13 protein-coding genes are annotated in these 12,258 nt (G+C 66.7%); all 13 read right to left on the bottom strand.

The window, feature by feature from the left end; all coding sequences use genetic code 11:
- Positions 1–34: 34 nt before the first annotated feature.
- Genes PF66_RS14050 through PF66_RS14110 form a run of 13 tightly spaced genes read right to left on the bottom strand, consistent with a single transcriptional unit; the run spans position 35 to position 12,184 of the window.
- Positions 35–1,069, bottom strand: a complete 1,035-nt coding sequence (locus tag PF66_RS14050; protein WP_054063025.1) for an EscU/YscU/HrcU family type III secretion system export apparatus switch protein — start codon at positions 1,067–1,069, stop codon at positions 35–37.
- 1 nt (position 1,070) lies between these two features.
- The gene (gene sctT, locus PF66_RS14055; RefSeq protein ID WP_054063026.1) at positions 1,071–1,850 is read right to left on the bottom strand and encodes a type III secretion system export apparatus subunit SctT; all 780 of its coding nucleotides are present in this window, start codon (positions 1,848–1,850) and stop codon (positions 1,071–1,073) included.
- A gap of 7 nt (positions 1,851–1,857) precedes the next feature.
- On the bottom strand, positions 1,858–2,112 hold the full coding sequence (locus tag PF66_RS14060) for an EscS/YscS/HrcS family type III secretion system export apparatus protein (protein WP_054059453.1): 255 nt from the start codon (positions 2,110–2,112) through the stop codon (positions 1,858–1,860).
- 10 nt (positions 2,113–2,122) lie between these two features.
- Complete coding sequence (locus tag PF66_RS14065) at positions 2,123–2,782, bottom strand: EscR/YscR/HrcR family type III secretion system export apparatus protein (protein WP_054063027.1); 660 nt, start codon at positions 2,780–2,782, stop codon at positions 2,123–2,125.
- A complete protein-coding gene (locus tag PF66_RS14070; RefSeq protein ID WP_054063028.1) occupies positions 2,772–3,692 on the bottom strand; it encodes a FliM/FliN family flagellar motor switch protein in 921 nt (306 codons plus the stop codon). The genes PF66_RS14065 and PF66_RS14070 overlap by 11 nt, the downstream gene beginning before the upstream one ends.
- On the bottom strand, positions 3,689–4,513 hold the full coding sequence (locus PF66_RS14075; protein WP_054063029.1) for a hypothetical protein: 825 nt from the start codon (positions 4,511–4,513) through the stop codon (positions 3,689–3,691). Before PF66_RS14075 ends, PF66_RS14070 begins: the two co-directional genes overlap by 4 nt.
- A complete protein-coding gene (locus tag PF66_RS14080) occupies positions 4,510–4,965 on the bottom strand; it encodes a protein SpaM (RefSeq protein ID WP_054061557.1) in 456 nt (151 codons plus the stop codon). The genes PF66_RS14075 and PF66_RS14080 overlap by 4 nt, the downstream gene beginning before the upstream one ends.
- A complete protein-coding gene (gene sctN, locus PF66_RS14085; RefSeq protein ID WP_193394205.1) occupies positions 4,949–6,256 on the bottom strand; it encodes a type III secretion system ATPase SctN in 1,308 nt (435 codons plus the stop codon). The genes PF66_RS14080 and sctN overlap by 17 nt, the downstream gene beginning before the upstream one ends.
- On the bottom strand, positions 6,235–6,642 hold the full coding sequence (locus PF66_RS14090; RefSeq protein WP_054063031.1) for an Invasion protein B family: 408 nt from the start codon (positions 6,640–6,642) through the stop codon (positions 6,235–6,237). The genes sctN and PF66_RS14090 overlap by 22 nt, the downstream gene beginning before the upstream one ends.
- Positions 6,643–6,654: 12 nt before the next feature.
- Positions 6,655–8,709, bottom strand: coding sequence for an EscV/YscV/HrcV family type III secretion system export apparatus protein (locus tag PF66_RS14095; RefSeq protein ID WP_054063032.1), 2,055 nt, complete (start codon positions 8,707–8,709; stop codon positions 6,655–6,657).
- Between the two features lie 6 nt (positions 8,710–8,715).
- Positions 8,716–9,828 carry a type III secretion system gatekeeper subunit SctW gene (gene sctW, locus PF66_RS14100; RefSeq protein ID WP_054063033.1) on the bottom strand — a complete coding sequence of 371 codons (1,113 nt, stop codon included), beginning with the start codon at positions 9,826–9,828 and terminating at the stop codon, positions 8,716–8,718.
- Positions 9,828–11,477, bottom strand: a complete 1,650-nt coding sequence (sctC, locus tag PF66_RS14105; RefSeq protein WP_425357896.1) for a type III secretion system outer membrane ring subunit SctC — start codon at positions 11,475–11,477, stop codon at positions 9,828–9,830. Before sctC ends, sctW begins: the two co-directional genes overlap by 1 nt.
- Positions 11,474–12,184, bottom strand: a complete 711-nt coding sequence (locus tag PF66_RS14110) for a helix-turn-helix domain-containing protein (protein ID WP_241494355.1) — start codon at positions 12,182–12,184, stop codon at positions 11,474–11,476. Before PF66_RS14110 ends, sctC begins: the two co-directional genes overlap by 4 nt.
- Between the last annotated feature and the right edge of the window lie 74 nt (positions 12,185–12,258).

Below are 12,258 nucleotides of genomic sequence, written 5' to 3' on the forward strand. Positions count from 1 at the left end.
CGCTCATGCCGGCAGCCCCCCGAACGGGGCCGGCTCAGGCCTGCTCGACCTGTTCGAGCCAGACCAGCAGGCGCAGGACCTCCTCGATTTCCTGCAGCTTGATGAAGCTGTAGCGCTGGTGCGTGCGGTAGATCCGCCGGGCCAGGCGGATATCGCTGACAACCGCAATCCCCATTTCGCGGGCATAGGCGCGTACCGCCAGGGCCCGCTGGTTGGTCTCGATCACGCTGACCAGGGGGATGAAGCTCAGGTCCGGCCGGAAGTAGATGCCGATGGCGATATGCGTCGGGTTGGCGACGATGACCCGCGAGCCACGGATGTCCGAGCGGACCTGCTCGGAAAGCAGCTCCAGGTGCAGGTCGCGGCGCTTGTGCTTGATCTGCGGATCGCCCTCCTGCTCCTTGTGCTCGCGCTTGACCGAATGCAGGTCCATCTTCAGTTCGCGGATGTGCAGCCAGTATTCGCTCAGGGCATCGAGCAGCACGATCAGCAGCGCACAGGCCATGAACGTCAGCAGCAGGCTCAGCAGCATCCGCCCCCAGGCCGGGAACAGGTCGGCCGGCTGGGCGAACAGCTGGGCGAACAGCAACTGGCGCTCCGCCTGCCAGACCATCCACAGCGCCACGCCGAAGCTGCCGAGGTAGAGCACGGCCTTGAGGCTGTCCTTGAGCGTGCGCAGGCTGAACAGCTTCTTGAACCCGTTGATCGGGTTGAGCGCGTCCAGGTTCAGCTTCAGCGCCTCGAAGGCCAGGACGAAACCGCTCTGCAACAGCGCCGGCAGGGCACTGCTCAACACGCACACCAGCGACAGCGGCAGGATGCACAGCAACGCCAGTTCGAGCAGTTGCGCGCTGTAGCGCTGGATATCATCGGCCAGGCCGGCGGCGATGATCCGTCGGTAGACCTCCATGACCTCCAGCAATGACACGCCGAACACCAGGAACAGGATCGCGCACAGCATCATGCAACTGATAACCAGATCCTTGGCCTTGAAGGTCTGGCCCTTGCGCGCGGAATCGCGCAGGCGCTTGGTGGTCGGCTTTTCGGTTTTCGAGGCACTGTCGGACATGTCACGACCGCCCCGGCGTGCCCAGGTATGCCGCCAGCCTGTCCAGGGACTGGGCCATGCCCAGCACCTCGTCCGGCAGATGGCTGCCGAAATACAGGATCAGCACCGCCAGCGCCACCAGGCCCTTGACCGTCAGCGAGACGGAGAAAGCATTCATCTGCGGCGCATAGCGCGACAACAGCCCCAGCAGTACCTCGCAGATCAGCAGGCTGGCGACCACCGGCGCACTGATGACCAGAATCTTGCCAAGCAGGCCATCGAGCACGGCCATCAGCAGCGCCAGGCTCATCTGGCAGGCCAGCCCCGGCGCGCATAACTGGTAGCTGCGGGCCATGGTCTCGACCATCAGGTGCAGCCCGCCCCCTTCGAGGTAGACCACCGCGGCGAACAGCTGGAGGAAGTTCGACAGCTCCGAGGTATCCACGCCGTTGGCCGGGTCGACCGTGCTGCTGAGCATCGCCCCGCGCTGATTGTCGATCAGGTTGCCCATGCCGTGCAGCACCCAGAACGGCCAGCACAGCAGGCAGCCCAGCAGGATGCCGAGCCCGGCCTCGCCGACCAGCAGGCCGGCGAACGCCAGGCTGTCCAGCGCCGGCAAGGCAATGCCCGCACTCGGCCAGAAACCCAGCGCGACCAGCACCAGCACCGCCTGGCGCGAAGCCCCGGTCAGCACCCCGCCATTGAGAAACGGCAGCATGAAGAAGATCGGCGCCCATCGCGCCGAGGCCACCAGCGCCGCCGCCAGCCAGGCGTGCAGATCGAAGAACAGCGTGACCGACACGGGGCCGTCAACCGAGCGCCAGGCGCATGATTTCCCGGCTGAACGCCAGCAGCGTCTCGCCGTACCAGCCCGCCAGCAGAAACAGGCAGGCCGAGACCGCCAGCAGCTTGAGGGCGAACGGCAGGGTCTGCTCCTGCAACTGGGTGACGGTCTGGATCAGGCCGACCACCAGGCCCACCACGGTGGCGGCGATGATCGGCCAGGCGACCAGCAGCAGGATCAGGTAAAGGGTCTTGTTGCCGGCATACACCAGGTCGTTCATCCGTCGGCGCTCACTCGTGCAATGCCAGGTACTGCCCGACCAGCCCGGTGGACAACAGGGCCCAGCCATCGAGCGCAACGAACAGCACCAGCTTGATCGGCACCGAGATGATCATCGGGCTCATCATCATCATGCCCAGCGCCAGCAGGATGCTGGAGATCACCAGGTCGACGATGACGAAGGGCAGGTACAGGTAGAAACCGATCTTGAAGGCGCTCTTGATTTCGCTCAGCGCATAGGCCGGCAGCAGGGCGAACAGCGAGGGTTCGGTTTCCTCGTCGGCCAACGCGGCGGCATCGGTGTTGCCGGCCCGCTGGGCCCGTTCGAAAAAGAACGCCAGCTCCGGATCGGTGTAGCGGCGCAGATAGTCCTTGTAGCTGCCCAGGCCATTCTCGCTGAACTCCACCAGCGCCTCGACGCTGTCGAAGCGCACCTGGTGATCCCGGTAGTAGGCATGACCCTGCTGCACCACCGGGCTCATGACGAACAGCGCCAGCAACAGTGCAATCGCGTTGAGGCTGATGTTCGAAGGCACCTGTTGCAGGCCCAGGGCATTGCGCACAATCACGAAGACGATGGAGAACTTCAGGTAGCAGGTCCCCGCCGCCACCAGGAATGGCAGCAACGAGGCGAACGCCAGCAGCGCGATCAGCGACACATCATTGTTCACCGGCAGCCTCCCGACGGACTTCCTGCAACTCCACGCCCAACCCCTCGCCCAGTTGCACCAGCTCGCCGCGGGCGAGCACCCGGCCGTTGGCGCGGATCTCGATCCGGTCCAGCACCGACGGTTCCAGTTCCAGCACCTGGCCCTCGATCAACGCCGCCAGCTCGGCCAGGCTGATGCGCTGCTCATGCAGCACGAACTCCAGGTGCACGGGCAGGTGCCCCAGCGCCGTGCCGGGTTCGGCTGGTGGGGTATCGGCAGGGTTGGGTGACAGGGTCATGTGCAGGCCTTGTTCGATAAGGGTGAACTCGCCGACCGGCTGGTCGGCGAGCAGCCATTGCCGGGTCAACCGGCTGATTCGCAATACGTCGCCGCTGGCAAGGATGGACAGCAGGGTCGATGGCACCCGGCTGTAGCCGAGCGTCATCCGCAGGCAATGCGGCAGATGCCAGAGCCAGGGGCTGAACGGCAGCGGCTGCGGCGGTCGCGGCCCGGCGGGCAGGCGCAACAGCCACAACGAACCCCGTGCCGTCACGAGGCGTGGCAGAGGCTGATCCCGCGCCGGCACGGTACTCACCACGACCGATGCCAACTGGGTGTAATCCAGTTCTGCCAGGCCAACCTCCAGCGGACGCGCCAGGGCCTGGAACAACTCGACGATCCGTTCGATGGAGCACGGCGCCTTCAGCAGCGCGGGCAATGTCGGCAGCAGGCCGGCAAGCCATTCACGGGCCTCGACCAGCCCCTGCCAGCCTCCCCCCGGGCCTTCGGCGTGGAACTGCAGATAGTCGGCCCCGGGCGGCGGCACCTGCAGGTCGGCCTGGCAACCCGCCTGGCGCCAACGCTCGACCCGGTGCCGGTACGCATAATCCAGCGGGTCGAGCCGGCGCAGCCTCGGCCACCGCCCCGTCACGCCGAGCGAGCCTGGTCATTTTCGGCCACACCGCCCAGCCGCCAGCCTGGCTGCCCGGCCTGCTCGAAGTGCCCCCTGAGCTGTTCGAACACCCGCCGGTCGGTCGCGCGGATCAACAACCCGGCTTCTCCGGTTTCGTCCCGGCTGACCAGCACCTGCCCCTGGGCACGTTCATTGTGGAAAGGCACCTGAAGTAAATCGCCACTCGCCTCATCGTCCTGTTCGCGCGACTCCGGCGCGGCGTCCTCATGCTGCCCGGACATCGCCGTCCGTTCGTCAGCCGCGCCCTCGAAAAATGCCTGGGCCAACGGGACCGGAGTCTCCGGGCGCACCTGCGCCACACCCTGGGAGAGCTCGGCAGCCACCCGCAGGACAGCCTCCTCCTGCGCGATCTCTGCCGCTGCCAGGTGCTCTTCGGCCGCCTTCACCGGACGCTCTTCGACCGCTACGCCCTGCACCGGGGCGGCCAGCCCGTCACGAGGCGCACCCTCGATCCGGACAACCTCCCTCTCCCCACCGGGCACGCCTTCATCGCCCAGCCCGGCGCCGCTCGGCAGCACAGCCATCTCTGCGACTTTCCGTATACCCACCCCCTCTGCCGACCGGTCGCCCAGATCCGCAGGCTGACCGGCCGCCGCCATCGACAACGCGCCCGGACGGCGTGCCAGCCTCGGCTCAAGCACCGCCAGCAACAGGGCCACCCCTTCGGGTATCGCCTCCTCATCGAGAGGCTCCCTGTCCGGGTCGATCCGTCCCGGCCATTCGAGCCCCTCGCCCGTGACAGGCTCGATCACAGGCAATACGGGGAAAATGCTGTTCATCGTCTGCTTCCCATCAGTTCATCGACTTCCGCTTCATCGCGACGCAACCGCTCCAGTTGCAACTCACGACTCAAGCGCCGCCGCACCACGGCGTACTTCGACTGCCTGCGCCGTATCAGCTCCAGCGCCTGCTGGCCTTGCCGTATCTGCCCGTCGAGCTGCGCGTGTTGCTCGTGCAGCGGCCGACGCTCCAGTGCCAGGAGCTGGATCTGCCGGCGAATCACCGCCTGGCGCCGCAGCGTCTCGCGCAGCTGCCAGGGGTCGAGCACGCAGTTGTCGGCACGATGACTGTCGAGCAGTGCCCGCAACGACACCTCCTGCTCCTCCAGCGCCGCCCCTTCGCGCAGCAACTGTGCCCGACGCTGGCGCAGGCGCAGCAACGCGATCTCTTCCCGGCGCAGGCGCCAGGTCGTGAAGCCGAGCAGGCGGTCGATATCAGCCAATGAGCTCATGCAGGCTCCGCAGGGTTTCGTCCGCTCGGCTCGGCTGATCGGCGGCCTGGCGCAACCAGGCGTACAGGTCGTCGCGGCAGGCCATGGCCTGATCATTGGCCGCGTCGGCTCCCGGGCTGTACTCGCCCAGATCGAGGAACACCTGCAACGCCTCCAGGCGCGCCAGCACATCGCGGGTCGCGATCGCCAGGCGCCGGGTCGCTTCATCGGTTACCTGCAGCGCCACCCGGCTGGTACTGCGCAGCACATCGATCGCCGGGAAATGGCCCTTGGCGGCCAGGCTGCGGCTCAGATAGATATGCCCATCGAGGATCGAGCGGATCTCCTCGGCGATGGGGTCCGGTTCATCGTCACTTTCCAGCAGCACCGTGTAGTACGCGGTGATGCTGCCCTGCGCCGTGTGCCCGGGACGTTCGAGCAGGCGCGGCAAGGCATCGAACACCGAAGCCGGATAGCCGCGCCGCGCCGGCAGCTCGCCGGCTGCCAGGGCCAGGTCACGCCGGGCGCGGGCATAGCGGGTCAGCGAGTCGAGCAGCAGCACCACGCAGTGCCCCTGGTCGCGAAAGTATTCGGCGACCGCGGTCGCCTGCAGGGCCGCGTTGCAGCGGTCCACCGAGGACAGGTCGGAGGTCGCGTAGACCACTACGCAACGCGCCCGCCTGGGACTGTGGCGCAGGTGCTCGATGAACTCGGTCACCTCACGCCCACGCTCGCCGATCAGGCCGATGACGAACACGTCGGCCTCGGCATGGCTGATCAGCATGTTGATCAGCGTGGTCTTGCCCGAACCGGCCGCGGCGAAGATCCCCATGCGCTGGCCGACCCCGCAGGTCAGCAGGCCGTCGATCGCGCGGACACCGGTGATCAGCGGCGCGCTCACCGGCCGCCGCTGCCGGTAGGACGGCGGGTCGGCATCCACCGGGTAATCCTCGCCGGCGAACCCCGCCGCCGGGGCCAGGCGCTCGACGATGGCACCGCGGGCATCGAGCACGCTGCCGAGCATCCCGGCACTGCAATACAGGCGCAGGGTCGAACCGGTCGGCACGATCATCGACTCGCGGGACAGCCCGCGCGCCTCGCCGAGCAGGCTGAGCACCACCACGTCGGGCTTGAAGCCGATCACCTGGGCCCGGGCCAGCAGCCCGGTCGAGGCCCAGTGCCGACGGACCTCGCAGACCTCGCCGATGGACACCCCATGCAACGCCGCCTCGATCAGCGGACCGCTCAGGCGCCGCGGGTGCGCACCGCGGCGTTCGAGGCGCAGCATGCTCACTGGCGAATGATGCGGCATAGTTCCTCGGTGTCCTGCATGAACCCGTCGATCGCCTCGGCAAAGGACTGGTCGCTGGCCAGCGCCGGCTCGCCGAGCATCAGTCGCACCTCGAACTGCCCGTCGGCCTCGAACAGTTGCAATTGCCCGGTGCGGGCATCGGCGTTACCCCGCAACAGATAACGCAGCAGCGCTTCGGCACTGTAGGCGAAGGCCGCGGGGCTCATCTGCGCCAGCACGCTCCACAGCCAGACGTCGCCATCGATGACGTCGACGCGGATGTTGGGCTGCTCCTTCATTTCCAGTTCGATGGTGCTGTGGCCGTCGAAACTTCCCAGTTGCGCAGCGGTGCACCCGCTGTACAACAGAGCGGCCCGCAGGCGTTCGGCGATGTCCATATTCTGCATGGGTACTTTCCTTCAGAGGGTTTTGATGACATTGACGGAGATGGTTTCGCTGATCTCGCCGAACGACATGACGTCCAGCTCGCGAAATCGTCCTTCGACCAGTTTCTTGACATAGCGCCGCACATCCACCGAGCAGAGCAGCACCAGGTCCTTCTGCGGCACGTGCAGGCCTTCCAGGCCCAGGCTCAGCCGATCGATCAGGTCCTCGGACTGCGCCGGCTCCAGGTTGAGAAAGCTGCCGCTGGAGGTCTGGCGGATGCCATGGCGCACCACGTCCTCGAACTCCGGCGACAGCAGCAGCACGCGCAGGTCGTTGCCATGGGCGAACTTGTTGCTGATGTAGCGCCCCAGGCCGCCACGCACGTGCTCGACCAGGGTGATGCTGTCCTTCTCCCGGGAGGCCCAGTGGGCCAGGGATTCGAGAATCAGCTTGAGGTTGCGCACGGAGATCCGCTCGCCGACCAGGCGCTGGAGGATCTCGGCGATCTTCTGCACGGTGACGTGGCGATAGACCTCCTTGAGCAGGTCCGGGTAGCGCCCCTCCATTTCGTCGAGCAGCGCCTTGGTTTCCTGCACGCCGAAGAACTCGTTAATGTTGCGCGCCAGCAGGGTCACCAGGCAGCGGTAGCATTCGTCATGGGCGGCACGCAGCCGATAGCCCAGCTCCGTCGCGGTGGTCCTGCCCGCGGCGGCGATCCAGATGCTTTCCAGGTTGTTGCTGTCGCGCCCGCGCACCAGCGGCAGGCCCATGGCGGCCAGTTCCGGCGAATAGTCGAGGACCCGCCAGTGATCGAAATGAATGTCGAACTGGTCGGCGCGCACCTCGTTGATCAGCACCGCCACCTGGTGGTCGGGCAGCACTTCGGAGGCCCGTAGCTGCGGCAACGGGATCTTCAGGCCGTAGTCGACGAAGAACTGGCTGCGAAAGCGCTCGGCGAGCCTGGCCGCACGCAACTCGGCCAGCCGCGCCGAGGGCACCAGCAGGATCAGCGCCACCGTCTCGGTAGCGATTTCATCGACGCTGTCCAGCAGCCCCAGTTCTCCGTCAGCCGGCGCTTCGACCGGCGCCTGCGCCTCGCTCTGCCGGCTCTCGCCCGAGGCGAGGCGCGACTGGCGCCAGCGCAGGAACACCACCAGCGCCAGCAGTGCGGCAATCACCACGAAGGTCGCCAGCGGAAAGCCCGGCAGCAGCCCGACGGCCACCGCCAGCAGGGCGGTGACGCCGACCACGAACGGGTTGGCGAACATCTGCGTGAGCATGTTGCGCCCCAGGTTGGCCTCGTCACCGTTGACCCGGGTGACGATGAAGCCGGCGCCGATAGCGATCAGCAGCGCCGGGATCTGCGCCACCAGGCCGTCGCCGATGGTCAGCAGGGTGTAGATCGACAACGCCGCGCCGAAGTCCATCCCCTGTTGGCCGACGCCGATGGCGATGCCGCCGAGAAAGTTGACGAAGATGATGATGATCCCGGCAATCGCGTCGCCCTTGATGAACTTCATCGCCCCGTCGAAGGAGCCGTAGAGCTGGCTCTCGCGCTCCAGCACGTTGCGCTTGTCGCGCGCCTGGTCGGCGTCGATGGCGCCGGCCTTGAGGTCGCCGTCGATGCTCATCTGCTTGCCCGGCATGCCGTCCAGGGAAAACCGCGCCGCCACCTCGGCCACCCGCTCCGAACCCTTGGTGATGACGATGAACTGTACGACAGTGACGATCGCGAAGATCACGAAACCCACCACCAGGTTGTCGCCGATCACGAACTCGCCGAACGAGGCGATGATCTCGCCGGCATCCGCCTGGGTCAGGATCAGCCGGCTGGTGCTGATCGACAGCGCCAGGCGGAACAGCGTGGTCAGCAGCAACAGGGCCGGAAAGGTGGAGAAGCCGAGGATTCGTTCGATGTAGAACGAGCCCATGAAGATCAGCAGGGAAATGACGATGTTCAGGCCGATCAGGAAGTCCACCAGCGGCGTCGGCAGGGGAATGATCAGCATCGCGATGATCATCACCATCAGCGACAGGATCAGCAGTTCGGGGCGGGCCGAAACCGCGCGCAGGAATCGATCGGGCATGGCCGGCTAGTTTCCAGTCTCGTCGAAAGGCCGGACGCCACGCCGCCGTTCGACCTGCTCATGGCCCAGGACGACATCGGCCAGGGCCAGGAACTGCTCGGCCAGTCGTGCCAGGGCGTCCTCGTCGGCGAACAGTTCGTGGGGCAGTCGCAGACAGGCCCGCCGCAGCACCTGCAGCAATGCCGAGCGCTCCCGGTACAGCGTCAGCAACACCCGTTCACCGAGCACCCCCGACAACAGTTGGTCGAGTTCGCCGGGGTGCCTGAGCACGCCGAAGAAAAACACCAGCCAGTCGGCCTCCTCGTCATTGCAGCGACACACCCGTTCGTCGCCCAGCACGCTGGCGACAAACGTGGCATCGGCCGAACGCAGGCGTTTCAGGTCGGTGAGCCGGGCCAGCAGGGGACCGAACTCCTGACGCGAGCAACTGGGGTCCTGGGCGGCGATGTCCGTCAGCAGGGCCGCCTCGATGAAGGCCAGTACCGTGACCCGCCGCCCGGCGCCGAACAGGGCCACCCAGTCTTCGTAGCAGGTGACCGCGCCGGCTTCGCTCTCCAGGTAGTCCCGGTAGGCTTCACGCAACAGCCCCGCGCGCAGTTCCATCACCCGGCCAAACAAACGGGCTTTCAGGGCGCTGTTGATGCCGGCCTTGAGCCGCCGGGGCGAGGCCTGGGCCACCACCGTTTCGAGCAGCTGTTCCAGGCGCTGGCGCGTCGCGGCCTGCAGCCTGCTGCGGCGCAGCAGTTCGCGCAGCACCAGCACCAGGTCGCTGTCATCGGGAAACAACCCGCGGGCCGCCTGCAACAGCCACTCGACCGGCTTGTCCGTGGCCTTGGCCAGGGCCAGTACCTGCCGGGCCTTGGGCTGCACATCTTCGTCGAGAACCGCCTCGAAACTGTCCGGCCGGCTTTCGGCCTTGAGTTCGAAATGTCGGCGCTGGCGAAAGCCGGCCAGGGCCGCCGACATGTCGTCGCTCTTCTCGATGAAGCGCTGCAACAGTGCCACCGGATCCGCCTCCGCATCGCTCGGTTCGGCATCGGGTTGGGCCTGGGCATCCTGCCGGGCGGCATCGAGGCGGGCGAGCAGGGCCCGGCTCGAAACGGAATGGATCGAGACCATCAGCCGTCCACCGCCCGCATGAAGGCCCGGCGCACCATTTCCTGCTGTTCGACGCTCATCAGGCCCTTGCCCAGGTCCTGGGTGCTGGCCTGCAAGGCGCCGAGAATTTCCCGGGGCTGGATCAGGAACACCCGGGCGGTGTTCGCCGAACTGTCGACCCGGTAACGGAACAGCCCGCCAATCAGCGGGATCGAACCGAGCAACGGAATACGGGCGACCTGTTCGCGGTAATCGTCACGGGTGAAACCACCGACCAGCAGGCTCTTGCCCTGGGGCACCCGGGCAACCGTATTGATCCGGGTGCGCCCGACCACCGGCAACGCGCCAGCGTCGCCCGCGCTGCGCTCGACCTCGCTACCGTCCTCGATGTTCAGCGACATCTCGATTTCATCGGCGATGGCAAAGCGCGGCAGCACGCTGACCAGGGTCCCGTAGGTCACGCTCTGCAGATCGACACTGCGTTCGCCGAGCAGTTGGGTATAGAAGGTGCGGTTGTTGTCGAACAGCGCCGGTACGTTCTCCTGGGTCAGGATCACCGGCCGCGCCACCACATTGGCGCGGTTCTTCCGGGCCAGGGCCAGGATCCGGGCCATGAAGGAAACGCCATCCAGGGTGGTCACAGAACCGGCATTGAGCGACACCTGCAGTTGCGAGCCGACCTTGATCCCGCCTTGCCAGCTCACGCCGAGCTGGTTCAGTTCGTCCTGGTTCAGGTCGATGATCCACAGCGACAGCTCGACATGGCGCTTGGGCACATCCAGCGCCGCCACCAGGTTCTCGATGAAGCGCACCTGCTCGGGCAGCCCCTTGACCAGCAGGCTGTTGGTATCCGGGTAGGCCACCACCCGGATATTGCCGGCGGCGGCCTCCCGCGCCAGCACCCGGGGTGCGGTGGGGTCCTCCGGGGAAATCGGCGTCGCCAGCCCTTCCAGGGGAAACTGCGGCATGCGCAACGGGCTGCCGCCCACGGTCTTGACTTCGACCTGGGGCTCGACGCCGCCCGGCTCGCCCTTGAGCAGGCTCTCGATCACCGTGGCCATGCCGGGAATCGACACCTTGCGGTCGCGCTGTTCGTACTCGCGATCGCCGACGAAGGTATTGAGCAGATGGATCACGCCGATCCGCTGCTGGCCGAGCAGCAGTTCCGAAGGCCGGTTGTCCATCAGTTGCGCCGCCTGCATGACCAGGTCGACATAGATCGGCGGACCGGACACATAGAAGGTCCGGCGCCCGTCGTTGCGCAACGGATAGCGCGCATCCTCGAGGCCCGACTGGCGCAGGAACTGCTTGAGGGTATCGACGCTGATCACTCGCAGTGCCACCACCGAGCTTTTCACCTCGGCGGCGTCATACAGGTAGATGGCCTGGCCGTCGCTGTACCAGATCAGCCCCAGTTGGGCGACGATGCGGTCGAAGGTCTGGCGGGCCGAGTGCAGCGGGAATTCGCCACTGATGCGCTTGCCGGCGGCCGCCTTGCTGACGATGATCGGTTTGCCCAACGGCGCCGACAGCGCGGAAAAAAAACTGCGCAGGCCCTCTTCGCGGGCCACGTAGTCGCCACTCCCGGCGGGCGCGGCACTGACGCTCCAGCACAGCGGGCAGAACAGCAGCCAGGCACCGAGCCAGCGTCGCAACGTCCGCGCTGTCAATCCGGTTGCTCCACGAGATCGAGCAGCCGGCTCGGTGCGACGCCGAGCAGTTCGCGCACTTCCTTGGAGAAATGCGACGAGGAGGCATAACCGTATTCCAGTGCGACGTCGGTCAGCGAGCCACCGCCGCGGATCATCCGCAACAGCGCCTTGGCCGCGCGCCAGTCCCGCAGCTCCGGCTTGGCCGCGCCTCCCAGCGCCTGGTGGCACAGCCGCCGAAAATGCGAGACCGAAACCCCGTAGCGTCGGGCCAGGCCGATCAGTTTTTCGCTGGCGGTGCCCTGCTCCAGCAGGAACCGCACCAGCCAGTAGCTCGCGCTCTGGCGCAGCACGCTGGCGAATCGTCGATAGTCGGGATCGTCGCGCAGCGCCCGTTCGATGTACCACCGCTCCAGGCACGCCCGGCTGCGGCTCACCGCCGGCGGCATGGGCAGGACCGCCCAGGGTTGTGCGCACGGACGGTCGCGCTCGACGGTCACGCCCATGTCGATGAACACCTGCAGTTTCATCAGGCAAGTGCCGGGCAACGCCGCACTGCACCAGTCTCCGGAGACGACCCGCAACGCATTGCGCCCGACCACCAGGCCCTGCCAGCCGGGCGGCAGGTAGCCCCCCACCATCGACTCGTCGCAAGCCAGGCATGCACCGGCGTCGCCGGCCCGCACGAACGACACCCGTTGCGCGGAGACTCCTCCGGGACACGTCATCGCAAAGCGTTGATCAGCCTGCACCGTGTATTCCACCTGTCGTCGATCAGTCGCGGACGATGATGGCCCGATCC

The sequence above is a fragment of the Pseudomonas asplenii genome, assembly GCF_001293465.1.
Taxonomy (GTDB): domain Bacteria; phylum Pseudomonadota; class Gammaproteobacteria; order Pseudomonadales; family Pseudomonadaceae; genus Aquipseudomonas; species Aquipseudomonas fuscovaginae_B.

Bases quoted from the DNA above. Each gene is read 5' to 3' on its own strand.
- PF66_RS14050 (WP_054063025.1), bottom strand. From the start codon at position 1,069: ATGTCCGACAGTGCCTCGAAAACCGAAAAGCCGACCACCAAGCGCCTG.
- PF66_RS14060 (WP_054059453.1), bottom strand. From the start codon at position 2,112: ATGAACGACCTGGTGTATGCCGGCAACAAGACCCTTTACCTGATCCTG.
- PF66_RS14075 (WP_054063029.1), bottom strand. From the start codon at position 4,513: ATGAACAGCATTTTCCCCGTATTGCCTGTGATCGAGCCTGTCACGGGC.
- PF66_RS14080 (WP_054061557.1), bottom strand. From the start codon at position 4,965: ATGAGCTCATTGGCTGATATCGACCGCCTGCTCGGCTTCACGACCTGG.
- sctN (WP_193394205.1), bottom strand. From the start codon at position 6,256: ATGCCGCATCATTCGCCAGTGAGCATGCTGCGCCTCGAACGCCGCGGT.
- PF66_RS14090 (WP_054063031.1), bottom strand. From the start codon at position 6,642: ATGCAGAATATGGACATCGCCGAACGCCTGCGGGCCGCTCTGTTGTAC.
- PF66_RS14095 (WP_054063032.1), bottom strand. From the start codon at position 8,709: ATGCCCGATCGATTCCTGCGCGCGGTTTCGGCCCGCCCCGAACTGCTG.
- sctW (WP_054063033.1), bottom strand. From the start codon at position 9,828: ATGGTCTCGATCCATTCCGTTTCGAGCCGGGCCCTGCTCGCCCGCCTC.
- PF66_RS14110 (WP_241494355.1), bottom strand. From the start codon at position 12,184: ATGACGTGTCCCGGAGGAGTCTCCGCGCAACGGGTGTCGTTCGTGCGG.